The sequence below is a fragment of the Azospirillum humicireducens genome (genome assembly GCF_001639105.2).
In the GTDB taxonomy this organism is placed as follows: domain Bacteria; phylum Pseudomonadota; class Alphaproteobacteria; order Azospirillales; family Azospirillaceae; genus Azospirillum; species Azospirillum humicireducens.
The window spans coordinates 2,434,997-2,461,191 of sequence record NZ_CP015285.1; the positions used below are offsets into that span (position 1 = coordinate 2,434,997).

At 68.6% G+C, this 26,195-nt stretch carries 23 protein-coding genes; 4 read left to right on the forward strand and 19 right to left on the reverse strand.

The genetic code is table 11. The annotated features are described in order from the left end of the window. Positions 1-14: 14 nt before the first annotated feature. Positions 15-1,397, reverse strand: a complete 1,383-nt coding sequence (locus A6A40_RS11435) for an aspartate aminotransferase family protein (protein ID WP_063635505.1) — start codon at positions 1,395-1,397, stop codon at positions 15-17. A 164-nt stretch (positions 1,398-1,561) separates the two neighbouring features. Further along, entirely contained in the window at positions 1,562-4,165 is a 2,604-nt protein-coding gene (gene clpB / locus A6A40_RS11440; RefSeq protein WP_063635506.1) for an ATP-dependent chaperone ClpB, read from the reverse strand. A 312-nt stretch (positions 4,166-4,477) separates the two neighbouring features. Between clpB and A6A40_RS11445 the strand changes: the two genes are divergently transcribed. Then, complete coding sequence (locus A6A40_RS11445) at positions 4,478-5,047, forward strand: NUDIX domain-containing protein (RefSeq protein ID WP_063635507.1); 570 nt, start codon at positions 4,478-4,480, stop codon at positions 5,045-5,047. A 129-nt stretch (positions 5,048-5,176) separates the two neighbouring features. Next, complete coding sequence (locus A6A40_RS11450) at positions 5,177-5,938, forward strand: MOSC domain-containing protein (protein WP_063635508.1); 762 nt, start codon at positions 5,177-5,179, stop codon at positions 5,936-5,938. Between the two features lie 34 nt (positions 5,939-5,972). Here the strand turns inward: A6A40_RS11450 and A6A40_RS11455 are convergent, their stop codons facing one another. Together A6A40_RS11455 and prmC are read right to left on the reverse strand one after the other, a co-directional pair. Next, the gene (locus A6A40_RS11455) at positions 5,973-6,413 is read right to left on the reverse strand and encodes a DUF4167 domain-containing protein (protein ID WP_063635509.1); all 441 of its coding nucleotides are present in this window, start codon (positions 6,411-6,413) and stop codon (positions 5,973-5,975) included. 283 nt (positions 6,414-6,696) lie between these two features. Continuing rightward, the gene (gene prmC, locus A6A40_RS11460; protein WP_063635510.1) at positions 6,697-7,545 is read right to left on the reverse strand and encodes a peptide chain release factor N(5)-glutamine methyltransferase; all 849 of its coding nucleotides are present in this window, start codon (positions 7,543-7,545) and stop codon (positions 6,697-6,699) included. Between the two features lie 114 nt (positions 7,546-7,659). On the opposite strand from prmC, the gene A6A40_RS11465 reads away from it, so the two are divergent. Further along, positions 7,660-8,058 carry an endonuclease domain-containing protein gene (locus A6A40_RS11465; RefSeq protein ID WP_063635511.1) on the forward strand — a complete coding sequence of 133 codons (399 nt, stop codon included), beginning with the start codon at positions 7,660-7,662 and terminating at the stop codon, positions 8,056-8,058. Between the two features lie 4 nt (positions 8,059-8,062). Here A6A40_RS11465 and prfA read toward each other — a convergent pair whose 3' ends face one another. From prfA to A6A40_RS11500, 7 genes are all read right to left on the reverse strand, one after another. Beyond that, entirely contained in the window at positions 8,063-9,148 is a 1,086-nt protein-coding gene (prfA, locus tag A6A40_RS11470) for a peptide chain release factor 1 (protein WP_063635512.1), read from the reverse strand. Further along, positions 9,123-10,469: a glutamyl-tRNA reductase gene (hemA, locus tag A6A40_RS11475; protein ID WP_063635513.1), complete on the reverse strand. Its 1,347-nt coding sequence runs from the start codon at positions 10,467-10,469 to the stop codon at positions 9,123-9,125. Before hemA ends, prfA begins: the two co-directional genes overlap by 26 nt. A 37-nt stretch (positions 10,470-10,506) precedes the next feature. Continuing rightward, positions 10,507-11,664 carry a flavodoxin-dependent (E)-4-hydroxy-3-methylbut-2-enyl-diphosphate synthase gene (ispG, locus tag A6A40_RS11480; protein WP_063635514.1) on the reverse strand — a complete coding sequence of 386 codons (1,158 nt, stop codon included), beginning with the start codon at positions 11,662-11,664 and terminating at the stop codon, positions 10,507-10,509. Between the two features lie 163 nt (positions 11,665-11,827). Continuing rightward, the gene (locus A6A40_RS32190) at positions 11,828-13,057 is read right to left on the reverse strand and encodes a helix-turn-helix domain-containing protein (RefSeq protein ID WP_063635515.1); all 1,230 of its coding nucleotides are present in this window, start codon (positions 13,055-13,057) and stop codon (positions 11,828-11,830) included. 173 nt (positions 13,058-13,230) lie between these two features. Then, complete coding sequence (ptsP, locus tag A6A40_RS11490; RefSeq protein ID WP_082860787.1) at positions 13,231-15,561, reverse strand: phosphoenolpyruvate--protein phosphotransferase; 2,331 nt, start codon at positions 15,559-15,561, stop codon at positions 13,231-13,233. Between the two features lie 4 nt (positions 15,562-15,565). After that, the gene (locus A6A40_RS11495; protein WP_063635516.1) at positions 15,566-16,684 is read right to left on the reverse strand and encodes an NAD(P)H-dependent flavin oxidoreductase; all 1,119 of its coding nucleotides are present in this window, start codon (positions 16,682-16,684) and stop codon (positions 15,566-15,568) included. A gap of 52 nt (positions 16,685-16,736) precedes the next feature. Then, entirely contained in the window at positions 16,737-17,972 is a 1,236-nt protein-coding gene (locus A6A40_RS11500; RefSeq protein ID WP_063635517.1) for an aspartate kinase, read from the reverse strand. Positions 17,973-18,155: 183 nt separating this feature from the next. On the opposite strand from A6A40_RS11500, the gene ubiG reads away from it, so the two are divergent. Then, positions 18,156-18,950, forward strand: a complete 795-nt coding sequence (gene ubiG / locus A6A40_RS11505; RefSeq protein ID WP_236783647.1) for a bifunctional 2-polyprenyl-6-hydroxyphenol methylase/3-demethylubiquinol 3-O-methyltransferase UbiG — start codon at positions 18,156-18,158, stop codon at positions 18,948-18,950. A gap of 162 nt (positions 18,951-19,112) precedes the next feature. Here ubiG and A6A40_RS11510 read toward each other — a convergent pair whose 3' ends face one another. The 8 genes from A6A40_RS11510 to A6A40_RS11545 all read right to left on the reverse strand — a co-directional run bounded on the left by A6A40_RS11510 (position 19,113) and on the right by A6A40_RS11545 (position 26,173). Then, a complete protein-coding gene (locus A6A40_RS11510; protein ID WP_063635519.1) occupies positions 19,113-19,658 on the reverse strand; it encodes a Uma2 family endonuclease in 546 nt (181 codons plus the stop codon). Between the two features lie 153 nt (positions 19,659-19,811). After that, complete coding sequence (gene ptsN, locus A6A40_RS11515; protein WP_014249030.1) at positions 19,812-20,270, reverse strand: PTS IIA-like nitrogen regulatory protein PtsN; 459 nt, start codon at positions 20,268-20,270, stop codon at positions 19,812-19,814. A gap of 34 nt (positions 20,271-20,304) precedes the next feature. After that, the gene (gene hpf / locus A6A40_RS11520) at positions 20,305-20,895 is read right to left on the reverse strand and encodes a ribosome hibernation-promoting factor, HPF/YfiA family (protein ID WP_063635520.1); all 591 of its coding nucleotides are present in this window, start codon (positions 20,893-20,895) and stop codon (positions 20,305-20,307) included. 137 nt (positions 20,896-21,032) lie between these two features. After that, on the reverse strand, positions 21,033-22,649 hold the full coding sequence (rpoN, locus tag A6A40_RS11525) for an RNA polymerase factor sigma-54 (protein ID WP_063635521.1): 1,617 nt from the start codon (positions 22,647-22,649) through the stop codon (positions 21,033-21,035). Positions 22,650-22,682: 33 nt separating this feature from the next. Further along, positions 22,683-23,474 carry an LPS export ABC transporter ATP-binding protein gene (gene lptB / locus A6A40_RS11530; protein WP_082860788.1) on the reverse strand — a complete coding sequence of 264 codons (792 nt, stop codon included), beginning with the start codon at positions 23,472-23,474 and terminating at the stop codon, positions 22,683-22,685. Beyond that, positions 23,471-24,340: an LptA/OstA family protein gene (locus A6A40_RS11535; RefSeq protein WP_063635522.1), complete on the reverse strand. Its 870-nt coding sequence runs from the start codon at positions 24,338-24,340 to the stop codon at positions 23,471-23,473. Before A6A40_RS11535 ends, lptB begins: the two co-directional genes overlap by 4 nt. After that, the gene (gene lptC, locus A6A40_RS11540; protein WP_063635523.1) at positions 24,337-25,071 is read right to left on the reverse strand and encodes an LPS export ABC transporter periplasmic protein LptC; all 735 of its coding nucleotides are present in this window, start codon (positions 25,069-25,071) and stop codon (positions 24,337-24,339) included. The genes A6A40_RS11535 and lptC overlap by 4 nt, the downstream gene beginning before the upstream one ends. A gap of 52 nt (positions 25,072-25,123) precedes the next feature. After that, positions 25,124-26,173 carry a KpsF/GutQ family sugar-phosphate isomerase gene (locus A6A40_RS11545; RefSeq protein ID WP_108546655.1) on the reverse strand — a complete coding sequence of 350 codons (1,050 nt, stop codon included), beginning with the start codon at positions 26,171-26,173 and terminating at the stop codon, positions 25,124-25,126. Positions 26,174-26,195 lie beyond the last annotated feature (22 nt).

Consider the following 26,195-nt stretch of genomic DNA (forward strand, 5'->3'; position numbering starts at 1 on the left):
CCCCCGGCCAGTCCTTATCCCCGCAGAACCGGCACCGCGGCGTCGAGCGCTTTGGTCAGCCGGTCGAAGACCTGGTGAATTTCCGCCTCGGAAATCACCAGCGGCGGGCAGAGCGCAATGGAATCACCCATGGCGCGGACGATCAGGCCATTCTCCTGGGCCAGCCCGTTGACCAGCGCGCCGGCGCGGCCGGGCGGGTCGAAGGGCACCTTGGTCGCCTTGTCGGCCACCAGTTCCAGCGCGCCGATCAGCCCGATGCCGCGCGCCTCGCCGACCAGCGGATGCGCCCCCAGCGCCTTCAGCCGCGCCTGGAAGGCCGGAGCGACCGAGCGGACATGCCCGACGATATCGCGCTCCTCGTAGATGGTCAGCGTTTCCAGCGCCACCGCCGCCGCCACCGGATGGGCGGAATAGGTGTAGCCATGGCCGAAGGTGCCGATCTTCCGGCTCTCGTCGACGCAGGCGCGATAGATGGCGTCCGTCACCATGACGGCGGAGATCGGCAGATAGCCCGATGACAGCTGCTTGGCGCAGGTCAGGATGTCCGGCTGCATGCCCATGGTCTGGCTGCCCCAGAAATTGCCGGTGCGGCCGAAGCCGCAGATCACCTCGTCGGCGACCAGCAGGATGTCGTATTTCTTCAACACCGGCTGGATCTTGGCGAAGTAGGTCGCGGGCGGAACCACGACGCCGCCGGCGCCCATGATCGGCTCGGCGAACATGGCGGCGATGGTGTCCGGCCCCTCGGCCAGGATCAGCGCCTCCAGCTGTTCGGCGAGGCGGGTGGCGAAGGCCTCCTCGCTCTCGCCCTCAAGCCCGTTGCGGTAATGGTGCGGGCAGTCGCCATGGATGATGCGGGCGATCGGCAGGTCGAAGTCACGGTGGTTGTTGGGCAGCCCGGTCAGGCTGGCGCTCGCCACCGTCACGCCGTGATAGGCGCGCTGGCGCGACAGGATCTTCTTCTTCTCCGGCCGGCCGAGCGCGTTGTTGTAGTACCAGATCAGCTTGATCGCGGTGTCGTTGGCCTCCGAGCCCGAATTGGCGAAGAAGACCTTGGACATCGGCACCGGCGCCAGCCCGATCAGCTTTTCCGCCAGATCGATGCCGGGCTCGTGCGACTTGTGGCCGAAGATGTGATAGCTGGACAGCTGCCGCATCTGCTTCGCCGCCGCCTGGACCAGCCGCTCCTCGCCCCAGCCGAGCGAGACGCACCACAGGCTGGCCATGCCCTCGATGTACTCCTTGCCCCCGTCGTCGAAGACGCGGATGCCTTCGCCGCGCTCGATGATCATCGGCCCCTGCGTCTCGTGGACGTCCAGGTTGGTGTAGGGATGGAGGATGAAGGCCTTGTCGCGGCTGGCGGCGGAGTTGCCGGCGGTGCTGACGGGAGCGGTCATGGAAGGGGACTTCCTGTTCGGGCGTTCGGGTGCATTGCCCGCCGTCCGCGAGGGATCGGCGGAAACTGTTCGATATGTTAAACAGTTCCGCCGATCATACGCACAGTTCAGCCACCCGACAAACCCGCGTCGCACTCATCGGTGCAATGCGGCGGGCACAGACGTCAGCCCTTCCGAACCAGACCGCTCACCGGCTGGCCGTCGATGGTCAGGGAGCCGCCTTCCGCCCCGACCGCTACGGTCTGACCGTCCTTGATGCGGCCTTCGAGGATCAGGGTCGCCATCGGGTTCTGCAGCTCGCGCTGGATCACCCGCTTCAACGGTCGCGCGCCGTAGACCGGATCGTAGCCGGCCTCGGCCAGCCATTCGGTCGCCGCCTCGTCCACCGTCAGCGTGATCTCGCGGTCGGCGAGCATCCTGGTCAGGCGGCCGAGCTGGATCTTGACGATGCCGCCCATATGCCGGCGGTCGAGCCGGTGGAACAGCAGGATCTCGTCCAGGCGGTTGAGGAACTCCGGCCGGAAATGCGCCCGGACGGCCTCCATCACCTCCTCGCGCACGGCAGCGCTGTCCTCGCCCTCCGACTGCTCGGCCAGCGCCTGCGAGCCAAGGTTGGAGGTCATGATGATGACGACGTTGCGGAAATCGACGGTGCGTCCCTGCCCGTCGGTCAGACGGCCGTCGTCCAGCACCTGGAGCAGCACGTTGAAGACGTCGGGGTGGGCCTTCTCCACCTCGTCGAACAGCACGACCTGATAGGGCCGGCGGCGCACCGCCTCGGTCAGCGCCCCGCCCTCCTCATAGCCGACATAGCCCGGAGGCGCGCCGATCATGCGGGCGACGGAGTGCTTCTCCATATATTCCGACATGTCGAGGCGGACCATCGCCGTCTCGTCGTCGAACAGGAACTCGGCCAGCGCCTTGGTCAGCTCGGTCTTGCCGACGCCGGTCGGACCGAGGAACAGGAAGGAGCCGATGGGACGGTTCGGGTCCTGCAACCCGGCCCGCGCCCGGCGCACCGCGTTGGACACCGCGACGATCGCCTCGTCCTGGCCGATCACCCGGCCGCGCAGCTTGCCCTCCATCGCCAGCAGCTTCTCGCGCTCGCCGGCCAGCATCTTGTCGACCGGCACGCCGGTCCAGCGGCTGACCACCGCGGCGATGTCGCCGTCGCGCACCTCCTCGTTCAGCATGCGGCTGCTGGCATGCGCCTCGGCCTCCTTCAAGGCCTTTTCCAGACCCGGAATCACGCCATAGGCCAGTTCGCCCGCACGGCCCCAATTGCCGTCGCGCTGCGCCGTCTCCAATTCGGTGCGGGCCTTCTCCAGATCCTCCTTGATCTTCTGCGCGCCCTGCAACTGGTCCTTCTCGGCCTGCCACTTGGCGGTCAGCTCGGCCGACTCCTGCTCCAGGTCGGACAGCTCCCGCTCCAGAGTGACCAGACGGTCGCGCGACGCGGAGTCCTGCTCGCGCTTCAGCGCCTCGCGCTCGATCTTCAACTGGATGATGCGGCGGTCCAGCTCGTCGATGGCTTCCGGTTTGCTGTCCACCGCCATGCGCAGGCGGCTCGCCGCCTCGTCGATCAGGTCGATGGCCTTGTCGGGCAGGAAGCGGTCGGTGATGTAGCGGTTGGACAGGGTCGCCGCCGACACGATGGCGCTGTCGGTGATGCGCACGCCATGGTGGACCTCATAGCGCTCCTTCAGGCCGCGCAGGATGGAGATGGTATCCTCCACCGTCGGCTCCGACACGAAGACCGGCTGGAAGCGCCGGGCCAGCGCCGCGTCCTTCTCGATGTATTTGCGGAACTCGTCCAGCGTGGTGGCGCCGACACAATGCAGTTCGCCGCGCGCCAGCGCGGGCTTCAGCATGTTGGAGGCGTCCATCGCGCCGTCCGACTTGCCGGCGCCGACCAGCGTGTGCAGTTCGTCGATGAAGACGACGATCTCGCCGGCCGCCGCCTGGATTTCCGACAGAACGGCCTTCAGCCGCTCCTCGAACTCGCCGCGATACTTGGCGCCGGCCACCAGGGCGCCGAGGTCGAGCGACAGCAGCTGCTTGTTCTTCAGCCCTTCCGGCACGTCGCCCTTGACGATGCGCTGGGCCAGCCCCTCGACGATGGCGGTCTTGCCGACGCCGGGCTCGCCGATGAGGACGGGATTGTTCTTGGTGCGCCGCGCCAGCACCTGGATGGTGCGGCGGATTTCCTCGTCGCGGCCGATGACGGGGTCGAGCTTGCCATCGCGCGCCGCGGCGGTCAGGTCGCGGGCGTATTTCTTCAGCGCGTCATAGCCCTGCTCGGCGCTGGCGCTGTCGGCGGTGCGGCCCTTGCGGATGTCGTTGATGGCGGTGTTCAGCGCCTGCGGCGTCACGCCGGCGGATTTCAGCGCACGCGCCGACGGGGTGCCGTCGGCCATGGCCAGCGCCAGCAGGATGCGTTCGGCGGTGACGAAGCTGTCGCCGGCCTTTTCGGCGACCTTCTCCGCCTGTTCGAAGACGCGGGAGAGTTCGGGCGTCAGATAGAGCTGACCGGCGCCGCTGCCCTCGACCTTCGGCAGCTTGTCCAGTTCGGCATCGACAGCCGACAGGGCCGCCTTGGGGTCGCCGCCCGCCGCACGGATCAGGTTGGCGGCTAGGCCTTCCTTGTCGTCCAGCAGCGTCTTCAGCAGATGTTCCGGGGTCAGGCGCTGATGCCCACGGCGCACGGCCAGGGTCTGCGCGGCCTGGACGAACCCGCGGCTGCGCTCGGTGTATTGCTCGAAATCCATGATGCTCCCCTATCTCCCGTCGACCGTCCGCGAGGCAGCCCGGTCAACTCGATCCCCCTGCCCGATCCACGCGACTGTGCGATCCGCAAGGATGCTGCCGAAGATGTAGGCAGGCCAAAGGGCCGTGCAAGACCATCGGCGCGGAAAGGGTATCGCTGGAGAAACGCCGCCAAGGCCCCTCTCCGCCGGACCGCCTGGGGCCGGGAAAAAGGGGTAGCTCGCGACCCGCCGATTGCGCCCCTACACGGCACGCGCAGGGTCCGGCTAGACTTCCGCCCGCCCGCCGTCCACGGGTCCTTCCGGATTTCCATCATGACCGACTTTGCCGCCTCCGGCACCAGCCAGCGCACCGCCACCGACACGAAAGCCACGCCGATCCCAGTCCGCCACGCCACGCCCCGGACCATGATGGCCCGACTGCTCCGTCTCGCCTGGACCCTGCGCGGGGTCTGGCACCGGATCGCCCGGCCGCTGACCATGGGGGTGCGGGCGATCATCATCGACGACTCGGACCCGGCCGCCCCCTGTGTTCTGCTGATCCGCCACAGCTATGTCGATGGCTGGCACTTCCCCGGCGGCGGCGTCGGGCGGGGGGAGACGCTGGCCGACGCCATGCGGCGGGAGGTGCGGGAGGAGGTCGGGCTGATCGCCGACCGTCCCGCTCAGCCTTTCGGCATCTACGCCCGCTTCCGCAATGGGGCGAGCGACCATGTGGCGGTCTATGTGGTGCGCGGTTGGAGCGGCCAGCCGAAGGCCGACGGGGTCGAGATCGTCGAGACCCGGTTCTTTCCGCTCGACCGGCTCCCTACGGACCTGTCGCCGGCCACCGGGCGCCGGCTGGAGGAATTTCTGGGGCACCGCCCGGTCGCCGAACGCTGGTAAAGGCACCACATTAGGGAGCGGAGCGGGCGGTCCGGGTTGCTGCCGGTCGCCTTTCCCCCAGCCGCAGCGTGAGAAACAGGTACCGCATCGGTTGACAGGGACGCTCCGGCCCTTTCATTGTGCAGTGCAATGAACACCACACTGACCGCCATCCGCCGCTATCCCGTCAAGGGCATGAGCGGCCAGGACCTGACCGCCACCGACCTGACCGCCGGACAGGCGATCCCGCTCGACCGCCGTTACGGCCTGCTGCACGGACCGGCCGCGCTGGACAGCGAGACGGCGGGCTGGCGCCTGCCGTCCGACTTCTTCACGCTGGACCGCACGGAAAAGCTGGCGGCACTGCAGACCGAGTTCGACGAGGCGACGCACGCGCTGATCATCCGCCGCGGCGGCCGGCAGGTGTCGCGCGGCCGGCTGGACCAGCCGATGGGCCGCACGCTGCTGGAACAGTTCTTCGCCGCCTATCTGGCCGGGATCGTCCCCGGCATGCCCCGCCTGATCGAGGCGCAGCATGGCGCCTTCGGCGACAGCGAGGAGCCGTCGGTCACCCTGCTGAACCTCGCCAGCCTGCGCGATCTGGAAGAGCGGATCGCCAAGCAGCCGGTCGATCCGCGCCGTCTGCGCGCCAACCTGCTGGTGGACGGCATCGATCCCTGGACCGAACGCGCCTGGATCGGCCGGACATTGACCATCGGCGGCGCGACGCTGGAGGTGGCGGAGGCGCTGGACTGCACGCCCGGCAACGATGTGAACCCGGACAGCGGCGTCGCCGACCTCAGCCTGCCCAACATCATGGAGCGGGGGTACGGCCACAGCCAGATCCTGCTGCGCGCCCGGGTGACCGGCGGCGGCCGGATCGCGGTGGGCGACCCGGTCACGCCGGCCTGAACTTTCAGGGATCCAGCCTCAAAAACGCGAAGCGTCAGGCGTTGACTGCCGCCCGTTCCTCGCCGTCGGTCTCGTCCTCGGTCGGCTGGTCGTCATCGTCGCCGGCCTGCGAGGCCCCTTGCTGCTGATGGCCATGCCCGATGCTCGGCTGGCCGCCGCGCTGGCGGTTTTCCGATTCCTGGATCTGGTTGATGATGCGCAGGTAATGCTCGGCATGCTGCAGGTAGTTTTCCGCCTGCACGCGGTCGCCGGACGACATCGCATCGCGGGCCAGCGCCTGATACTTTTCCTGCACCTGCCACGCATTGCCGCGGATGCGGACGTCCGGACCGTTGCTGTCGAAGGTCTGGTGACGCAGCGGAACATTCTGGCGCCGGCCGGCACCGCCGCCGCCCCCGCCACCACCGCCGCCGCTGCCCCCGCCGCCGCTGTTGCCACGACCACGCGAACGCCTGGAGTTCGGTCCCTGTCTCATTCGGCTCTTAAGGCCCCATGCAAGAGAAGCGCAGTCCCCGGAACGCTCCGGCGGCCATCCGGCCTTCCGGCCCGGCCGCCCGGTCTGCCATGGACGATTTCCATGGGTCGCTCACGGGGTTCAAACGACGCGTCCGCATCGCGTGCGGCGGGCCATGGCGGTCAGCGCTCGGCAGAGAACCATCCGAGAATCATGCTCCGCAGGCCGTAGGTTCGCGGTCGTGTACCGCACACTACCCGGCCAGGCCCGCCGATCCAACCGTTTTTTTGGATGAGTGCCCGCTTCACTGGGCTTTCCGTGCCCTGACACAGCGCTTTACCCCACCAAGGTCACACAGGATCGCGGTCTCTCCCAACCCCTGCGCCTCGACCAGAGCCGCCACATCCTCCGCCTGGCCCTGCCCGACCTCGAAGGCGGCCAGCCCGCCGGGGACCAGCAGGCGCGAAAGGTCGGCGGCAAGGATGCGGTAGGGCTCCAGCCCGTCCGGCCCGCCATCCAGCGCGCGGAGCGGGTCGTGCTGCCGCACCTCCGGCTCCAGCGTGGCGATGTCGGCGCTGGGAATGTAGGGCGGGTTGGATACCACGATGTCGAAACGATCCCCGATTCCCTTGGCCCAATCGCCGGTCTGGAAACGGGCGCGGTCCGCCAGCCCGTTGCGCTCGGCATTGCCGGCCGCCCCCTCCACCGCCAGCGGGCTGAGATCGACGCCGAGACCGGTGGCGTTCGGCAGTTCCGACAGCAGCGCCAGCAGGATGCAGCCCGTTCCGGTACCGAAATCGATTAGGCGCAACGGAGCCTTGCGGTCGGGGATGGCGGCGAGCACCGCCTCCACCACCGTCTCGGTGTCGGGCCGCGGCTCCAGCGTGTCGGGATTGAGGGCGAGGTCTATGGTCCAGAACTCCCGGTGCCCCAGGATGCGCCCCACCGGCTCCCGCGCGGCGCGGCGCTCGACCAACGCCAGGGCGCGGGCGGCATCGTCGTCGGGGATAGTTTGTTCCGCTTTCGTAACGAAATCGGTGCGGGTGAGGGTCAGCGCATGTTCCAGCAGGTAGCGGGCGTCGAGCTCCGGCGTATCGACGCCGGCCTCGCGCAGCCGCGCCTCGGCCTGGGCGCGCAGGGTGCGGAGGTTCATGGATGCGATCTTTCTACACCTTTCTCAACCACACATATGTCTCCAAACTCGCCTCAAATCCCCTCTCCCGCCGAAGGCGGGGGAGGGTTAGGGAGGGGGCAAGCGCCGACACCAATGCCACGCGCCAAGAAGACTGCACTGATCCAAGCTCGCTCCATGCGCCGCGTCCCGACCGATGCGGAACGCAAGCTCTGGAACCTGCTGCGCCGCCGCCAAATAGGCGGATGGTACTTCCGACGCCAGCACCCCATTCCGCCCTACATCGCCGACTTCGCCTGCATTGAAGCTAAGCTCGTGGTCGAAGTTGATGGCGGGCAGCATGCCGAGTCCTCGTACGATGCCGCACGAGACCGGCGGATGAAGGCTGCCGGCTGGACCGTATTGCGCTTTTGGAACACAGATGTGCTCAGCAATCCAGAAGGAGTGGCGCGCATGATCTGGGAGGTGCTCGGCCCCCTCCCCGACCCTCCCCCGCCCTTGGCGGGAGAGGGAGATTGTGGCGTCAAAGTCTGAATCCTCACCCCAGCTCCGCCAGCCGGGCGGCCTCGTCTTCGGACACCAGCGCGTCGATCAGTTCGTCCAGCGCCTCGCCGGCCATGACCTTGTCGATCTTGTAGAGCGTCAGGTTGATGCGGTGGTCGGTCACCCGCCCTTGCGGGAAGTTGTAGGTGCGGATGCGTTCCGAGCGGTCGCCGCTGCCGACCTGATTCTTGCGGTCGGCGGCACGGGCGGCGTCCTTCTCCGCACGCTCGCGGTCGTACAGCCGGGCGCGCAGCACCTTCAGCGCCTTGGCCTTGTTCTTGTGCTGCGACTTCTCGTCCTGCTGGCTCACCACCAGGCCGGTCGGCAGGTGGGTGATGCGCACCGCGCTGTCGGTGGTGTTGACCGACTGGCCGCCGGGTCCGGAGGAGCGGAACACGTCGATCCGCAGGTCCTTCTCGTCGATGTGGATGTCGACCTCCTCCGCCTCGGGCAGCACGGCGACGGTGGCGGCAGAGGTGTGGATGCGGCCCTGCGCCTCGGTCGCCGGCACGCGCTGGACGCGGTGGACGCCGGATTCGAACTTCAGCCGGGCGAACACGCCGCGACCGGTGATGTTGGCGGTGGCCTCCTTGTAGCCGCCGATGCCGGTCTCGCTGACATCCATCGCTTCGAACCGCCAGCCATGCAGGCCGGCATAGCGGCGGTACATCTCGAACAGCTCGGCGGCGAACAGGGCGGCCTCGTCGCCGCCGGTGCCGGCCCGCACCTCCAGGATGGCGTTCTTCTCGTCCGCCTCGTCCTTCGGCAGCAGCGAGATCTGCACCTTGCGCTCCAGATCCGGGATGCGCTTGGCCAGGAGGTGGAATTCCTCCTCCGCCATCGCCTTCATCTCGGGGTCGGCAGCGGGATCGCCCATCATCGACGATATCATCTCCGCCAGATCGGCGGCCTCGGCACGGCCCCTCTTCAGTTCCGCGATGGCCTCGGCAATCGGGGTGAGGTCGGCATATTCCTTGGACAGCCGGGCGAAGTCGCCGGACTCGGTCAGGCCGGCCGCAAGCGTGTCGCGCAGCTCGTCATACCGGGCCATCACCTTATCGAACTTCTCGTCCAGGCTCACGTCGCTCGTCCTTATCCCGTTCAGTCTCTTCGGCCCCATCGCAGGCCATACCGTCCCGCCCGAACCTGTCCAGCCCGAACAGCCGGAACATCAGCCGTTCGGCCGCGGCCCGTTCGGCCAGCCCTTCGCCGCTGCCGTCGGCGGCCAGCGCGCGCAGCGCCTCCGACGGGACGTGCAGCAGCCGGTTGACCAGCAGCCGCGTCGCCGATGCCGCGTCCAGGTCGCCATGGCCTGACAGCAGCCGCCGCCGCTCCGCCTCGAAATGGGTGCGCAGCGCCGCCACGGCGGGCACCGCGGCGCGTTCTGCCCGGTCGCGGGCGAAGGCGGAAACCGCCTCGTCCACGATCATCCAGGCCGCCTGGGTCGCCGCCTCGCGTCCGACGCGGCCCTGCAGCGCCACCCGCTCCAGATCGCCCAGATCATAGACGAAGGCGCCGTCCATGCGCGCCACCGCCGGATCGACGTCGGCCGGAATGGCGGCATCGACGACGAAGACCGGCCGTCGGCGGCGGCGCTTCAGCACCGCCTCCATCATCGGAGCCGTGAGGATATAGCGCCCAAGGCCGGCCGCGGCCACCAGGATATCGGCGCCGGTCATCGCCGTCTCCAAATCGGCCCAGGGGGCGAAATGCCCGTCCAGCCGCCGCGCCGCCGCTTCCGCCCGCCGGTCCACCGGCGCCGCGACCGTCAGCCGCGGCAGTCCGGCCTCGCGCAGCCCCTCCAGCACCAAGGCGCCCATGTCGCCCAGCCCCAGCAGCAGGGCGCCGCAGCGCCGGATATCGCCGTGCAGGTCGCGCGCCACCTGGATGGCGGCGGCGGCCAGCGAGGTGGCACCCTCCGCGATCGGCGTCTCGCTGCGCACCCGCTTGGCGGCGGCATAGGCGGCCTGCAGAACCGCCTCAAGCTCCGGCCCGGTCATCCCGGCCGACGCGGCGCTGCGGTGGGCGGCCTTCACCTGGCCCAGGATATGCGGCTCGCCGACGATCTGGCTGTCGAGCGAGCAGGCCACCGCGAACAGGTGGCGCACCGCATCGATGCCGGTGCGGGTGTAGAGCTGCGGCGCCAGATCGGCGGTGGGCAGACCGACGCGGTCGGCCATCGCCTCGGCGATCGCCAGCGCCGCCTCGTTCGGGCGCTCGTGGACCGCCTGAACCTCCACCCGGTCGCAGGTGCTGAGCCACACCGCCTGCCCCACGCCAGCGGCGCGCAGCCGGTCCAGCATGCCCGCCACTTCCGCCTCGTCGGTGGACAGACGGTCGCGGACCGCGCCGGAACAGGTCCGGTGGCTGGCGCCGATGACGAGGTAGGAGGTGGTGGTCACGCCTGAGTTCGCTGTCCCTGCTTAAATCGGGGGCAGCTTACTCCGCGGCGGGGGCCACGTCTTGCCTGCTCTCGACCTCCGCGGCTTCCGCGGCGGCCTTCGCCGCCTCGATCTCCGCCGCCTTCTTCTCCACCAGACCGACCAGATGCTGGACGATGTCCTGGTCCTTCAGCCGGTGGTCGGTGACGCCGGACAGATAGACCTGATGGGTGTTGTTGCCGCCGCCGGTCAGGCCGATGTCGGTTTCCCGCGCCTCGCCCGGCCCGTTCACGACGCAGCCGATGACCGACAGGGTCAGCGGCGTGGTGATGTGGGCCAGCTTCTGTTCCAGCAGCTCCACCGTCTTGATGACGTTGAAGTTCTGCCGGGCGCAGCTGGGGCAGGAGATGACGGTGACGCCGCGCCGGCGCAGGCCCAGCGACTTCAGGATATCGTAGCCGACCAGAACCTCTTCCGCCGGATCGGCCGACAGCGAGACGCGCATGGTGTCGCCGATGCCCGACCACAGCAGCATGCCGAGCCCGATCGACGACTTCACCGTGCCGGCGCGCAGGCCGCCCGCCTCGGTGATGCCGATGTGCAGCGGGTAGTCGCAGGCCTCGGCCAGCCCCTGATAGGCGGCGACGGCCAGGAAGGCGTCGGACGCCTTCACCGAGATCTTGAACTCGCGGAAATCGTTGTCTTCCAGGATCTTGGCATGGTTCAGCGCGCTCTCGACCATCGCCTCCGGGCAGGGCTCGCCGTATTTCTCCAGCAGATCCTGCTCCAGCGAGCCGGCATTCACGCCGATGCGCATCGAACAGCCATGGTCCTTGGCCGCCTTCACCACCTCGCGCACCCGCTCGGCCGAGCCGATGTTGCCGGGGTTGATGCGCAGACAGGCCGCACCGCTCTCCGCCGCCTCGATGGCGCGCTTGTAGTGGAAATGGATGTCCGCGACGATCGGCACCTTCACCTGCCGCACGATGTCCTTCAGCGCCAGCGCCGACTCGCGGTCGGGGCAGGAGACGCGGACGATGTCCGCCCCCACCCGTTCGGCCGCCTGGATCTGCTCCACCGTCGCCTTGACGTCGGTGGTCGGCGTGTTGGTCATGGTCTGGACCGAGATCGGCGCGTCGCCGCCGACCAACACGTTGCCGACGCGAATCTGGCGCGATTTGCGGCGAAGGATCTGGCGGTAGGCGCGGACGGTCATCTCGGGTCAGCCTCTGGACAGCGAAACAGTGCCGGGGAAACGGTGCCGGGTGCCGCATCCTAGCGCAGCCGGCGTCAGGCCAGAAGTGCGCTCCCGCGCCCCGGTTTCAAGGGACAGGGTGGTGGGGCGCCGCCGATGCATGGCCGGCGCCCCCGGCAACGGCTCAGCGCCGCACAACCCCATGGCTATCGATGGCGACGTCGCGCAGGACCTGCCCGACGGACCCCAGCGGCGGGCTTTCGCCGCCATCGGCCATCACCACCAGACCGCCGGCATTGCCGGTGCGGATCTTCACGTTGGGCTTGTCGGGGACTCGGAAGGTGTCGCCCGGCTTCAGCACGCGCGTGAAGACGATCTCGCTGCCGTCGCGGACCTGCAGCCAGCTTTCCTGCGTGGCCTTCAGGATCAGTTTGGCGTTGGTGTTCAGCGTGCCATAGACCTTGCCGTTGGCCGGCACCGTCGCCGTCGGCGCGGCCGGGGCGGCGGGCGGGTTGGCCGCGGCGTTCAGCGGGGTCGGGTCCTGGGGCGAAGCCTCTTCATCATCCTCCGGCGGCGGGGCCGGAACATTGACGACAGCCTGTCCGGGGGCCTGCCCGGCCGCCTGGTTCGTGGAGGGCGCGTTGGCGGACGGCAGCGGCGGCTGGGCCGGCGGCTTGCCCGCGACCGTCGAAGCGGCCGGCGCCGAAGCGGCCGGAGCATTCCCCTGCGGAGGCTTCACCGCCCCACCAGGGGCCGGGGCTCCGGGCGCGGGGGCAGGGGCCGCCGGAGTCGAGGTCGCAGGAGCCGCGGCAGGCGGCGAGGCGGCGGGCGTGGCCGGAGCGGAAGCGATCACCGGCGCGGGAACCGACGGCTCTGCTCCCGGCTGCGCCGCGGTGCCGGCCTGCTCGGATGCCGGCGTTGCGGGCTTGGACGGCACACCGTCCAGAAGCGAGACCAGCCGGTCCGGCAGGGTCGGCACCAGATCGGTCACCGTCCGGTCGGTCGCCGACAGATAATACCAGCCGCCATAGACGATGCCGGCCAGAACCAGCGTGCCCAGCAGCAGCGTCCCGCCCGATGCGCGCCCGCCTTCCGCCGCCGGAGTCGGCAGATACAGCTCCTGCCGGCGCACGGTGCCGGCCGCCTCGTCCTTGTAGCGGGCGGCGATGGCATCGGGGTCCAGCCCCAGACACTCGGCGTAGGAGCGCAGGAAGCCGATGGCATAGGTGCTGCCCGGCAGCTCGTCGAACCGCCCTTCCTCGATGGCGAGCAGGTACGGATAGCGGATGCGCAGCATCGCCGCGACATCGCGCAGGTCATAGCCATGCGCCATGCGCGTGGAGCGCAGGGTCTCGGAGACGGAGGGGCCGGGAGGGGCCGGATCGAAATCGTCGAAAAGCTTGCGCTTGGCCATGGGCTCGCCATCTGCTCGCAACTTGCGCATACGCCGAAAGGCCGTGCGCGCCGGGGGCATCCGCACGGATGCGGCAAGCGGAATGGGTACGACATGCCGCCCCTGCGGTGCAACCGCAATGACCGCGGGGCAGGGAATGCAGGGCGTGACAAGTGGGCGGGGGGATCGGCCCCTCAGATCAGAACCCCGTGATCCTTGGCGAAGCTTCTCAGCTTGTCGCGCAGGCTGTGGTCGGCGCCGGTATAGAGCCCGCTCATGTACTGGCGCAGCGCCCCGACATCCATCGAGCGCAGCATGGTCTTCACCGGCCCCACCGACGGCGGCGACATCGACAGGGTGCGGAAGCCCACGCCGATCAGCGCCATGGCGTCGAGCGGCCGCCCGGCCATCTCGCCGCAGATGCTCAGCGATACCTTGTGCCTGGCGCACTCGTCCACCAGCCGGCGCAGCACGCACAGCATCGACGGCGACAGCGGATCGTAGCGGGTGGAGGTGCGCGGGTTGCCACGGTCGGCGGCGAACAGATACTGGGTCAGGTCGTTGGAGCCGACCGACAGGAAGTCCAGCTTCGGCAGCAGGGCCGGGAGTTGCCACAACAGCGACGGCACCTCCAGCATGGTGCCGACGCGCAGACCGCTCGGCCGCTCGATGCCCTGGGAGTCCAGCCGCTTCAGTTCCAGATCCAGCAGGCGGCGGACGCCGTCGAACTCCGCGACCTCGGCGATCATCGGGAACATCACCGACAGCGGCCGGCCGGCGGCGGCCAGCAGCAGCGCCCGCAACTGCTGGCGCAGCAGCGACGGGTGGTCCAGCCCGATGCGCACCGCGCGCCAGCCCAACGCCGGGTTCTCCTCCTCGCCGCCGGTCATATAGGGCAGCATCTTGTCGCCGCCGACATCCAGCGTGCGGAAGACGATCGGCTTGTGGCCGACCTCGTCCAGGATGCGGGAATAGAGGTCGGTCTGCGCCTTCACGTCGGGATACGACGCACGGACCATGAAGGGGATTTCGGTGCGGTAGAGCCCGACCCCCTCCGCCCCGCTGGCGGTCAGATGCGGCAGGTCGATCAGCAGGCCGCAGTTCAGCTGGATCGAGATCGGCACGCCGTCGCGCGTCACCGAGGGCAGGTTGCGGATCTCCGCATACATCTGCTCCTTGCGGTGCTGCAACGCCACCGCCTCGGAGAAGGCCATCTGGATGTCTTCAGCCGGGCGGATGAAGACCGACCCATGGTCGCCGTCGACGATCAGCTGGTCCAGCGGCTCGATCCGGTTCAGCGCGTCGGCCGCCTGCACCACCGGGATGTTCAGGGCGCGGGCGACGATGCAGACATGGCTGGCCGGCGATCCCTCCTCCAGCAGCAGGCCGCGCAGACGGGTGCGGTCGTAATCCAGCAGTTCCGCCGGCCCCATGGAGCGGGCGACCAGGATCATGTCGTCGGGCAGGGTCGCCCCGTCGGTGCTGCTGGTCTTGCCGGCCAGATGTTGCAGCAACCGGTTGGTCAGATCCTCGAAATCCATCAACCGTTCCCGGATGTAGGGATCGGTCAGATGGCTCATGCGGGCGCGGGTGTCGTTCTGCACCTGCTGCACCGCCGCTTCCGCCGTCAGGCCGACGCGGATCGCCTCGCGGATGCGCGACAGCCAACCGCGGTCCTCGGCGAACATCCGGTAGGTCTCCAGGATGTCGCGCGGTTCGCTGAGCCCCGCCAGCGACGCCGCTTCCAAGAGGTCGTCGATGGCGCTGTGCATGGTCTGCAGCGCGGTGTTGAAGCGCTCCAGCTCGGCGTCGGCGTCCTCCGCCACCATCTGGCGGACGGTCAGCTGCGGCCGGTGGATGACGGCGAGCCCCATGGCCAGCCCGGCGCTCATCGCCGTGCCCGACAGGCGGGCCGGCAGCAGCACGGGATCGCCGGTGGTGGTGACCTCCACCGGGTTGACCAGCTCGCTCTGGGCCACCAGCTCGGCGACGACCATGGCGATGGTCTGGAGGGTTTCCACCTCCTCCTCGACATAGCGGCGGCGGTCCTTGTGCTGGATCACCAGCACGCCGCGCACCTTGCTGCCGCGCAGGATCGGCACGCCGGCCAGCGACTGGAACGGGTCCTCCCCCGTTTCCGGACGGTAAGCGAAGCTGGGGTGGGAGGGGGCGTTGTCCAGCGCGACCGGGCGGGCGTGGCCGGCGATGTAGCCGACGATGCCCTCGCCCACCCGCAGGCGGGTGTTGTGGACGGCGGTCTTGTTCAGGCCCTCGGTGGAGAACAGCTCCAGCACCTCGCCGGCCCGCATGATGTAGCAGGAGCAGACGTCGGCCTTCATCTCCCCCGCGATCAGGGTGACGATCTTGTCCAGCCGGTCCTGTCCCGACCCCGACCCGGCCATGATGTCGCGCAGCCGGGCGAGCAGACGGCGCGACGAGGTGCCGTCGAACCGGGGATGCAGTCCCCCGCCCGTACCGCCGCCTGTCCCACCATCGCCGGCTGCCGTGTCGAGGGTGTCGGTCATGTCGCTACAGCGCTCCCACGGGCGGCTCCGCCATCACTCCCGCCATCGCTTCCAACGATGCCTCATCCATCGCCCGCCGTGCCAGCGCCGATTCGGCCTGGGCGATCAATTCGGCAAGGATGTCGGCCACCGGCTGTTCGCGGGTGACAAGCCCGACGCTCTGCCCGGCCATCAGGGAGCCGTTCTCGACGTCGCCCTCGATGACCGCGCGGCGCAGCGCGCCGGCCCAGAAATGCTCGATCTCCAGCATGCCTTCGTCGCGGCTCATGATGCCGGAATCGACCTTGGCGATGATGTCGCGCTGGAATTCCATGAAGCGCTTCGACGCCTCGTTCGCCAGCGCCCGCACCGGGATCACCGGAAAGCGCGGGTCGATCTGCACCGACGGCTGGGCGTCGCGGGCCGATGCCCGGATGAAGGCCTGCTTGAAATTGGGATGGGCCACGCATTCGGTGGCGCAGACGAAGCGGGTGCCGACCTGCACGCCGGCCGCCCCCAGCTCCAGATAGGAGAGGATGGCCTCGCCCCGACCGATGCCGCCGGCGACGAACACCGGGACCTCGCGCAGGTCGGGCAGGATCTCCTGGGCCAGCACGGTGGTGGACACCGGACCGATATGGCCGCCGGCCTCCGTCCCTTCGATCACCAGCGCGTCGGCGCCATGCTTCACCAGCCGCCGGCCGGCGGTCAGCGTCGGCGCGAAGGCCATCGCCTTGGCCCCGCCATCCTTGATCCGGCGCAGGGTGGCGCCGGACGGCAGACCGCCGGCGACGACCACATGGCCGACGCCCTGCTCGCGGCAGACGTCGATCAGCTGGTCCAGCGCCGGGTGCATGTTGATGAGGTTGACGCCGAACGGCTTGTCGGTCAGCGCCCGTGTGCCGGCGATCTCCACCGCCAGCTGGTCGGGAGCCATCGAGCCGCAGGCCAGCACGCCGAAGCCGCCGGCGTTGGAGATGGCGGAGACCAGATGCCGTTCGGACACCCAGCTCATCGCCCCGCCCATCACGGCGGTGCGGGTGCCGAGGAAATCCCGGCCCCGCTTCCACAGCCGGTCGAGACGGGACCGGTAAAGGCGGGATTGGGCCGATGCTTCCGCCGCGTGCGATGTGGCGTCGGTCATGGCCGGCCCTTTCCTGCTGTTGCGGTCCCCGTCACCGGGTCGCCACCTGTGCTCAGGCGGCGTCCAGGCCGTAGGCGGTGTGCAGGGCGCGCAGCGCCAGCTCCGCATACTCCTCGGCGATCAGGACCGAAATCTTGATCTCCGAGGTCGAGATGACCTGGATGTTGATGCCCTTGTCGGCCAGCGCCTTGAACATGCGCTGGGCGACGCCGGCATGGCTGCGCATGCCGACGCCGATGACCGACACCTTGACCACGTTGGCATCGGAGACGATGCGCTTGTAGTTCAGGGTGGACTGCGCGTCCTCCAGCACCTTCACGGCGCGGGCGATGTCCGCCTTGCCGACGGTGAAGGTCATGTCGGTGGACTTGCCGTCTTCCGACACGTTCTGGACGATCATGTCGACGTTGACGGCATTGTCGGTCAGCGGACCGAAGATGGCGGCGGCGACGCCCGGCTGGTCGGCGACGCCCACCAGGGTGATCTTCGCCTCGTCGCGGCTGTAGGCGATGCCGCTAACAACTTCCTTTTCCACGATCTCGTCCTCGTCAACAACCAGGGTTCCGGGAAGCGAACTGCCCGCAGCGGCTTCGAAGCTCGACAGCACCTGCACGCGCACGCGGTGGTTCATCGCCATCTCGACCGAGCGGGTCTGAAGCACCTTGGCCCCCTGCGAGGCCATTTCCAGCATTTCCTCGTAGGTGATCTTGTCGAGCTTGCGCGCCTTGGCGACGATGCGCGGATCGGTGGTGTAGACGCCGTCCACATCGGTGTAGATGTCGCACCGGTCGGCCTTCACCGCCGCCGCCAGCGCCACCGCCGAGGTGTCGGAACCGCCGCGGCCCAGCGTGGTGATGCGGCCCTCGTTCGACACGCCCTGGAATCCCGCGACCACGGCGACTTCGCCGGTCTGCAGGGACTTTTCCATCTCGGTGGTGTCGATCGAGACGATGCGCGCCTTGCCGTGCGTGTCGTCGGTGCGGATCGGAATCTGCCAGCCGGCCCAGGAGCGGGCGGGAATGCCGAGCGACTGCAGGGCGACGGCCAGGAGCCCGGAGGTCACCTGTTCGCCGCTGGCGACGACCGCGTCATATTCGCGCGCGTCATGCAGCTTGTCGATGTCGTTGCAATATTTGACGAGCTGGTTGGTCACGCCGGACATCGCCGACACGACGACGGCGACCTGATGCCCCGCCTTCACCTCTTGCTCGACCTTCCGGGCCACGTTCTTGATGCGGTCGATGTCGCCGACCGACGTGCCTCCGAACTTCAGGACGATCCGCGCCATACCTCACACCATGTCTGGCCGCCCGGTCATGCCATCTGGATCATGCCATCTGGATCATGCGGGTCGGCGGAGCGCACCCCCGCTCCACCGTTGCCGGCGCGGGGCGGCGTATCCATACTCCGTCACTGGAAGCGAGGCAAGTTGCCCGCACCCGTCCCACCTCACAGTTTACGGATTTTCACCATGACCGCCTCGTCCTCCGCCTTTCCGCACGCGTCCGCAACCGCTCCGGCGGGTGGAGTTGGGGGTGGAACCGTGGACCCGGAGGATGTCGCCCGCTTCTCGGCCATCGCCGCCGAGTGGTGGGATCCGACCGGCAAGTTCAAGCCGCTGCACCGGCTGAACCCGCTGCGCCTGACCTACATCCGCGATGCGGTGTGCAAGCGGCTGGGCCGCGACCCGCTGGCGCCGAACCCGCTGGCGGGCCTGCGCGTGGTGGACATCGGCTGCGGCGGCGGCCTGCTGGCCGAACCGATCGCGCGGATGGGCGCCACCGTCGTCGGCGTCGACGCGTCGGAGAAGAACATCAAGACCGCCGCCACCCATGCGGCCGAGACCGGCACGACCGTCGATTACCGCGCCACCACCGCCGAGGCGTTGGGGGCCAGCGGCGAAAAATTCGACGTGGTGCTGGCGATGGAGGTGATCGAGCATGTCGCCGACGTCAATCTGTTCGTGAAGTCGCTGTCCGACCTGCTGGCGCCGGGCGGCGTTCTGTTCCTGGCGACGCTGAACCGCACGCCGAAATCCTTCGCTCTCGCCATCGTCGGGGCGGAGTACATCCTGCGCTGGCTTCCGCGCGGCACCCACAACTGGCGCCAATTCCTGCGCCCGTCCGAACTGAACGCCGCCGTACGCACGTACGGTCTGGGCGTACGCGACCTGACCGGCATCACGTACAACCCGCTGAGCGACGAGTTCCGCCTGAACCCGCGCGATCTGGACGTGAACTACATGGGCTGGGCGGAGCGGGGGTGAGGAACGCCGCTCGACCGAAGACGATGCCTCAATCGCCTCGACCGTCATTCCCGCGAAGGCGGGAATCCAGCCGTCTCAGGGACTTGAGCGGCAAGCCTGGATCCCGCCTTCGCGGGGATGACGACCGAAGAAAATGCGGCTTTTTAAAGCACGTCTTCGCTTTCAGTCCTCGTACACCGCCTCGAGCGGAATGGTCAGGTCCAGCGACGCAAGCATGACCGGACCGTCGCGCAGCACATCGACGGTCCAGCCGCTGCCGTCGCGGCGGTACACCTCGACCAGACGCTCGGTCTGCGAGACCAGGACGATTTCGCGCAGGGACGGGATCTTCTGGTAGTTGGTCCGCTTCTCGCGCCGGTCGATGGCCTCGGTGCTGTCGGAGAGAACCTCCACGACCAGCACCGGGTCCTTGACCACATAGGGATCGTCGTCGCCGCCGGCGCAGGTCGCGACGAGGTCGGGATAGTAGAAGGCGTTCGCCGCCTCGACCCGGACTTTCACGTCGTTGGCGTAAGCCTGGCATCCGCGGGCGCGGGCGGCCTGTCGCAGGGCGACGAACAGGTTGCCGACGATGGTCGCATGCCGGCGGCTCGCCCCGACCATGGGGAAGATCTCGCCATCGACGTACTCATGGCGGACCTCGGCCGTCCGCTCGGCGGCAAGATAATCCCGCGGCGAAATCCAGGGCTTGCGCTGTGCGTTTCCCATGGCCTTGGCCCCCGTCGGTCGTGTCGGCTTGCCGGTATCCTACCAACCCGTCCGGCCCCACACCACTTGGTGCATCCAACCCGAAAGAAAAAGGGCCGCGCACAGCCCGTGCAGCGGCCCTTTCGGCATCTTGGTTCCCGCACTGGCGGCCGGTCAGTTCGACGGGCTAGGCTCGTGCTGGGTCAGAAGCGCGTACATCGCGTCGCCGGATTGGGCGCCGCGCAGCTTTTCGCACATGGACTGGTCCCGCAGAAGGCGCGAGACGCGGGCCAGAGCCTTCAGATGGTCGGCTCCCGCCTGTTCCGGGGCGAGGAGGAGAAAGATCAGATCGACCGGCTGCTCATCGATCGCGTCAAAATCGATGGGCCGCTCCAGGCGGGCGAAGACGCCATGGACACGGTCCAGGCTGGACAGCTTGCCGTGCGGGATGGCGATGCCATGGCCCACGCCGGTTGTGCCCAGCCTTTCGCGCTCCAGAAGCACGTCGAAGATCGCCCGCTCGTGCTGACCGGTCAGCTCGGACGCTTTGCGCGCCATCTCCTGCAGGGCCTGCTTCTTGTTGCTGGCCTTCAGGTTCGGGAGGATGGCGTGCGGAGAGATGAGGTCGAGCATGACGCTTCTTGACCAGGGGGACGGGTCGGCGCCGTCAGGCGCCGGCCTTCTCCGCCGGATCGACCCAGCCGATGTTCCCGTCGGCGCGGCGATAGACCATGTTCAGGCGGCCATGCGCGCCGTTGTGGAACATCAGGGCGGGGGCCTGCGCCAGCTCCAGGCGCATCACCGCCTCGCTGACCGACAGGGTGGCGATGCTCGTCTCCATCTCCGCCACGACCATCGGCTGGTGGGCGCCGTCGGCAACCGTCTCGACCTCGTCATGCTGCTCGTCGGCGTCGGCTTCCAGCACCCGGTAGTTCGCGGGGATGGCGGCGCCGTTCTCGGCCGCGTGGTGGTCGCGCAGGCGGCGCTTGTAGCGGCGCAGGCGCTTGGCCAGCTTGTCGCAGGCGATGTCGAAGGCCGGATACGGCTCGGTGGCGTCACCGGCACTCTGCAGGACGATGCCGCGGCCCACATGGGCCTGGATGTCGGCCTTGTAGAGGTGCGCGTCCTTGGTCAGGATCACGGTCGCTTCGATCGGCTTGTCGAAGTACTTGCCGACGACGGCGCTCAGGCTATCGGCCACATGGGTGCGCAGAGCGTCGCCCACGTCGAGCTGCTTGCCTTTGACAGTGAGTTGCATGGTGGAACGTTTCCAAAAATTGGTCCGCTGGGGACGGTGTAGAGACGACGTGTGGAGATGCGGTCCACCGCGTGCGGGCCGGGACGATAGGCAAGGGCTACCTGACTGTCAATCGAGCCCTCCCCCGCCCGACCTGCCTACATGCGTGACATCTTGGCACGGCGTCGCTGCACCGATGACGGTATTTTCATCGCTTCACGATACTTCGCGACCGTCCTTCGCGCAATGTCGATCCCTTCGGCACGGAGAATCTCCACCAGTTTGTCGTCCGACAGCACGTCGTCCGGCTTCTCGGCGTCGATCATCGTCTTGATGCGGTGCCGAACCGCTTCCGCGGAATGGGAAGCCTGGCCGTCGGCGCCCTGGATGGCCGATGTGAAGAAGTATTTCAGCTCGAACACGCCGCGCGGGGTCGCCATGAACTTGTTGGTGGTGACGCGGCTGACGGTGCTCTCATGCATGCCGATGGCCTCGGCGATGTCGCGCAGGATCAGCGGCCGCAGGTGCGAGACGCCATGGATGAAGAAGGCGTCCTGCTGGCGGATGATCTCGCTGGCCACCTTCAGGATGGTGGTGGCGCGCTGGTGCAGCGACTTGACCAGCCAGTTGGCCGACTGGAAGCGTTCGGAGAGATACTCCTTGTCGGCCTTCGACTTGGCGCTGTCGGAGATGCGGGCGAAATAGCGGTGGTTGACCAGCACCCGCGGCAGCGTGTCCGGGTTCAGGTCGATCAGCCAACCGCCGCCGGGATTGGCGCGCATCAGGATGTCGGGGGTGACCAGCTGGGCCGGGGTGTGGTCGAAGGCCAGAGCCGGCTTCGGGTTCAGCTTGCGGATGTCGGCGACCATGTCGGCGACGTCCTCGGCATCGACGCCGCAGACCTTCATGATGGCCGGCAGGTTGCGCGCGGCCAGAAGCTCCAGATTGTCGAGCAGCGCCGCCATCGCCGGGTCCAGCCGGTTCTTCTCGCGCAGCTGGATGGCGAGGCATTCCTTCAGCGAACGGGCGAAGATGCCGGGCGGGTCGAAGCGCTGGCAGGCGGCCAGCACCCGCTCCACCCGGTCGGCGCCGCAGCCCAGCTGCCCGGCCAGCGCCTGGGCGTCGAAGCCGACCAGCCAGCCGGCCTCGTCCAGCATGTCGATCAGGGCCAGTCCGATCAGCTGGTCGCCCAGGTCGGGCAGGTCGATCTTCAGCTGCTCGGTCAGGTGGTCGCGCAGGTTCTTCTCGCTGGTCAGCGTCGCTTCGAGGTTGCTGTCGTCATCCTCGAAGCCGCTGCGGCCGCCGCGCTCGCCGTAGGAGCCGTAGACCTCGCTGCCGCCGTCCGACCCGTCGGAAAAGCGGTCGTCGCCGTAGACATTCTCGAAATCGGTGTCGAGCGGCGCCTCGGACGAGGACGCCAGCGTGTCCGAGGAGGTCATCTCCACCGTGTCGCGGGTGCGTCCATCGCTCGGCATCATGCCCGGCCCGTCATCGCGGCCGTTCAGCCCGTCGGCGCTGAGGCCGTTCGCCTCCATGCCGCCGGGGCCGTCCAGCCCGCCCGGCGCCTCGCCGCCGGCCCCGTCGCCCACCGGGTCGCTGCCGCCATCGCCGGGGCCGCTGTCGCGCTCCAGCAGGGGGTTCTGCTCGATCTCGCGGTCGACGAAGTCCGACAGTTCGATGTTCGACAGCTGCAGCAGCTTGATCGCCTGCTGCAGCTGCGGCGTCATCACCAGGGTCTGGGCTTGTCGAAGGTCGAGACGTTGAGCAAGCGCCATGGCTGTTGAACCGCGACCAGTGGAAACGGAGGGCTACAGACTGAACCGGTCGCCGAGATAGACCCGGCGCACGCCCTCGTGCGCCACGATCTCGTCCGGCCGTCCCTCCATTAGTACCACACCATCGTGCAAAATGTATGCCCGATCGACGAGGTCCAATGTTTCACGCACATTGTGGTCGGTGATCAGCACGCCGATGCCGCGGTCGCGCAGGTGCCCGACCAGCTCGCGGATGTCGTTCACCGCGATGGGGTCGATGCCGGCCAGCGGTTCGTCCAGCAGGATGAAGTGGGGCTGTCCGGCCAGAGCGCGGGCGATCTCCACGCGCCGCCGCTCGCCGCCCGACAGCGCCAGGGCGGGGGAGCGGCGCAGGTGCGTCACCGAGAATTCGGCCAGCAGCTCGTCCAGCATCGCCTCGCGGGCGTCGCGGTCGCTCTCCACCACCTCCAGAACGGAGCGGATGTTGTTCTCCACCGTCATGCCGCGGAAGATCGAGGCTTCCTGCGGCAGATAGCCGATGCCGAGCCGGGCGCGGCGGTACATCGGCAGCGCGGTGATGTCCTGCCCGTCCAACGTGATCGTGCCGGAATCGGCGGCGATCAGGCCGGTGATCATGTAGAAGCAGGTGGTCTTGCCCGCGCCGTTGGGGCCGAGCAGCCCGACCGCCTCGCCGCGCTGGACGCTGATCGAGACATCGCGCACCACCGGCCGCTTCTTGAAGGACTTGCCGAGATGCTGCGCCACCAGCCCTTCGGCCGGGACGGATGCTGCGGAAGTGCTGCCGGCGGGAACGGCGCCGGGTCCGTTGGCGGTCAGCACGGTCACGGCTTCTTGCCTGCCGCGCCGGGCTGGCCGCCGGTCTTCTCGGCGGGAATCAGCAGGCCGCTGACCCGGCCGCCGGCATCGCGGCCGGCGATGACGCGGTTGATCTTGGTGTTCATGTTCATCTCGGCGGCTTCGCCGTTCAGCTGGTTGTCGCCGCGGGTGATCCGGACATTGCCGATCAGCACCGCGACATTGTCGGCCACCGAATAGACCAGCTTGTCCGACAGCGCCACATCGCTGGGGGTGGTGACGACGATGTTGCCGGAGCCGTCGATCCGCTCCATCTGGGTGGTGCCGTCCGGCATCTTCTTCAGCCGGCCGATCAGCACGTCGGCGCGCAGCCGGTCGGTGCCGCGCACCGCCACCGCGTCGCCGCGCGCCACGGTCAGGTCCTGCGCCTCGTAATACTCCAGGCTGTCGCGGGCGGTGACCACGTCCTTGGTGGTGATCAGTTTCAGATCCTTGCCGGTGACGACGGCGACCTGCTTGTCGACGTCATAGACGCCATGATCGCCGAACACCTGCTGGGTCGGGCTGACGATGCGGACATTGCCGTCTGCCACCAGCTGGAACACCTCGTTCCCCTTGCCGGGCACCTCGCGGTAATAGGCGGTCAGCACGTCGGCGAAGACCGTGGAGTCGTTGCGCTTGGCCGAGGCGTTGCCCCGCGCCACGTAGGCGCGGACGTCCTGGTGCCATTCGATCGCCTGATCGGCGTTGATCTCGACCGGCTGCTTGCCGCCCATGCCGGGCAGGCCCTGGGCGAAGGCGGGAGCGGCGAGCAGCAGCCCGGCGGCCAGCGCCGCGGCGGCCGGGATCGTCGACAGGGAGAAGACGGTTCTGGACGGCGACCGTTTGGACGTCACGGCTTCTTGCTCCCGGGGCGTTCGGCGGCCTGGACCTCGGCCTTCGATTGGTTGAGGAAGACGACATTCTTGCCGCGGTCCGTCATGCGGAAGCCCTTGGCGTTGATCTCGCCCTGCGGGCCCTGGCCGGCCACCGCCTGGTCGCCCCAGGCGTTGCCCTTGCGGATGTCGGCCTCGGCCTCGCTGGTGGTGAACTCGTTGCCGTCGTCGCGCAGGACATGGACGTTGCCGCGCATCAGCAGGATGCCGGTGGCCTGGTTGTACCAGCCCTTGTCGGACCGCATGGTCACCCAGGTGCCGGCGGCCTCGGTCATCTCCGCCTGCGGGTCGTCCAGCAGGACGATGTCCGGCTGGTCGGCCGACTTGTCGGCCTTGGCCGCCACCAGCGAGAAGGGCTGGTTGTGTTCGTCCAGGCTGAAATAGCGCGGCTTCAGCATCTCGCTCTGCCCGGCGTCGGCGGAGATGCGCGGAGCCGGCGGGCTGTTCAGCGACGGCCAGGCGGCCAGCAGGGCCACCATCGCCAGCGCCGCCGCCGGAAGCGCGAACTTCAGGGCCGAGACGAAGCGGCTGTGGAACCGGCTGACCGGTCGGGTGTCACGCCGCCGGTGCGCGCGCAGCGCCGCGGGCGGCTCCGCCGCAGCGGACGCGCGGCGGTCCCCTCCATGCGCAGACGGGGCTGCAGGCGGAGCGGTTCCGGTGCGGTCGGGGCTGCGCAGGTCGTCCAGGCTCAAGTCTGTGTCCCTCCGGCTCGGCGCTTGGCTTCCATAATGGACAAGAACGTCGTCAGGCGGCGCCGGCGCGCAGGCAATCGTGGATGTGCACGATGCCCAGCGGCCGGTCGTCCTCGATCACGAACAGGGTGGTGATCTTCTTCTCGTTCATCTCGCGCAACGCCTCGACGATCAGCGCCTTCGGGCGGATGGTCTTCGGTCGGGGCGACATGATGCTGTCGGCGCGCTCTGCCAGAAGCTCCGGCGTCAGATGACGGCGCACGTCGCCGTCGGTGATGATTCCGACCAGCGCGCCGGCCTTGTCGGTCACCCCGACGCAGCCCAGCCGCTTGGCCGTCATCTCGAAGATGACGTCGGACAGCGGCGAGTCAAGACGGCACAGGGGCAAATCCGCCCCCTTGTGCATGATGTCCGTCACCTTCAGCAGGGCACGCCCCAGCTGTCCGCCGGGGTGGAATTCGCGGAAATCGGCGGCGGAGAAGCCGCGCCGCTCCAGCAGCGCCACCGCCAGCGCGTCGCCCAGGGCCAGCATCATGGTGGTGGAGGTGGTCGGGGCCAGCCCCAGCGGGCAGGCCTCCGGCTCCGGCGGGATGACCAGCGCCACGTCAGCCTGCTCGGCCAGTGCGGAGGCGGCCCGGCGGGTCATGCCGATCAGCGGGATGCCGAAGCGGCGGGTGTAGGCGATGATGTCGGCCAGCTCATGCGTCTCGCCGGAATTGGACAGCGCCACCACCGCGTCGTTCTTTGCGATCATGCCGAGGTCGCCGTGGCTCGCCTCGCCCGGATGGACGAAGAAGGCCGGCGTGCCGGTGGAGGCCATGGTGGCGGCGATCTTGCGGGCGACATGGCCCGACTTGCCCATGCCGGTGACGACCACCCGCCCTTCGATGCCGTGCAGCAGGTCGAGCGCCTGCAGGAAAGCACCGTCGAGGCTGTCCGCCAGAGCGACCAGCGCATCGGCTTCCGTCCGCAGGACGCGGGTGGCGCAGGCGAGGTCGCGGTTCTCCACGGCGCTCGACTCCGCCGAGGCGGCGGAGCCGTCGGTCAGGCCGGCGGTCAGGCTGGAGGTGATAACGCTGGTCAAGGCGATCATGCCTTCCATTCAAAAGGCCCGATAGGCAGGC

Bases quoted from the DNA above. Each gene is read 5' to 3' on its own strand.
- A6A40_RS11435 (WP_063635505.1), bottom strand. From the start codon at position 1,397: ATGACCGCTCCCGTCAGCACCGCCGGCAACTCCGCCGCCAGCCGCGAC.
- clpB (WP_063635506.1), bottom strand. From the start codon at position 4,165: ATGGATTTCGAGCAATACACCGAGCGCAGCCGCGGGTTCGTCCAGGCC.
- A6A40_RS11445 (WP_063635507.1), top strand. From the start codon at position 4,478: ATGACCGACTTTGCCGCCTCCGGCACCAGCCAGCGCACCGCCACCGAC.
- A6A40_RS11450 (WP_063635508.1), top strand. From the start codon at position 5,177: ATGAACACCACACTGACCGCCATCCGCCGCTATCCCGTCAAGGGCATG.
- A6A40_RS11455 (WP_063635509.1), bottom strand. From the start codon at position 6,413: ATGAGACAGGGACCGAACTCCAGGCGTTCGCGTGGTCGTGGCAACAGC.
- prmC (WP_063635510.1), bottom strand. From the start codon at position 7,545: ATGAACCTCCGCACCCTGCGCGCCCAGGCCGAGGCGCGGCTGCGCGAG.
- A6A40_RS11465 (WP_063635511.1), top strand. From the start codon at position 7,660: ATGCCACGCGCCAAGAAGACTGCACTGATCCAAGCTCGCTCCATGCGC.
- ispG (WP_063635514.1), bottom strand. From the start codon at position 11,664: ATGACCGTCCGCGCCTACCGCCAGATCCTTCGCCGCAAATCGCGCCAG.
- A6A40_RS32190 (WP_063635515.1), bottom strand. From the start codon at position 13,057: ATGGCCAAGCGCAAGCTTTTCGACGATTTCGATCCGGCCCCTCCCGGC.
- ptsP (WP_082860787.1), bottom strand. From the start codon at position 15,561: ATGACCGACACCCTCGACACGGCAGCCGGCGATGGTGGGACAGGCGGC.
- A6A40_RS11495 (WP_063635516.1), bottom strand. From the start codon at position 16,684: ATGACCGACGCCACATCGCACGCGGCGGAAGCATCGGCCCAATCCCGC.
- A6A40_RS11500 (WP_063635517.1), bottom strand. From the start codon at position 17,972: ATGGCGCGGATCGTCCTGAAGTTCGGAGGCACGTCGGTCGGCGACATC.
- ubiG (WP_236783647.1), top strand. From the start codon at position 18,156: ATGACCGCCTCGTCCTCCGCCTTTCCGCACGCGTCCGCAACCGCTCCG.
- A6A40_RS11510 (WP_063635519.1), bottom strand. From the start codon at position 19,658: ATGGGAAACGCACAGCGCAAGCCCTGGATTTCGCCGCGGGATTATCTT.
- ptsN (WP_014249030.1), bottom strand. From the start codon at position 20,270: ATGCTCGACCTCATCTCTCCGCACGCCATCCTCCCGAACCTGAAGGCC.
- hpf (WP_063635520.1), bottom strand. From the start codon at position 20,895: ATGCAACTCACTGTCAAAGGCAAGCAGCTCGACGTGGGCGACGCTCTG.
- rpoN (WP_063635521.1), bottom strand. From the start codon at position 22,649: ATGGCGCTTGCTCAACGTCTCGACCTTCGACAAGCCCAGACCCTGGTG.
- A6A40_RS11545 (WP_108546655.1), bottom strand. From the start codon at position 26,173: ATGGAAGGCATGATCGCCTTGACCAGCGTTATCACCTCCAGCCTGACC.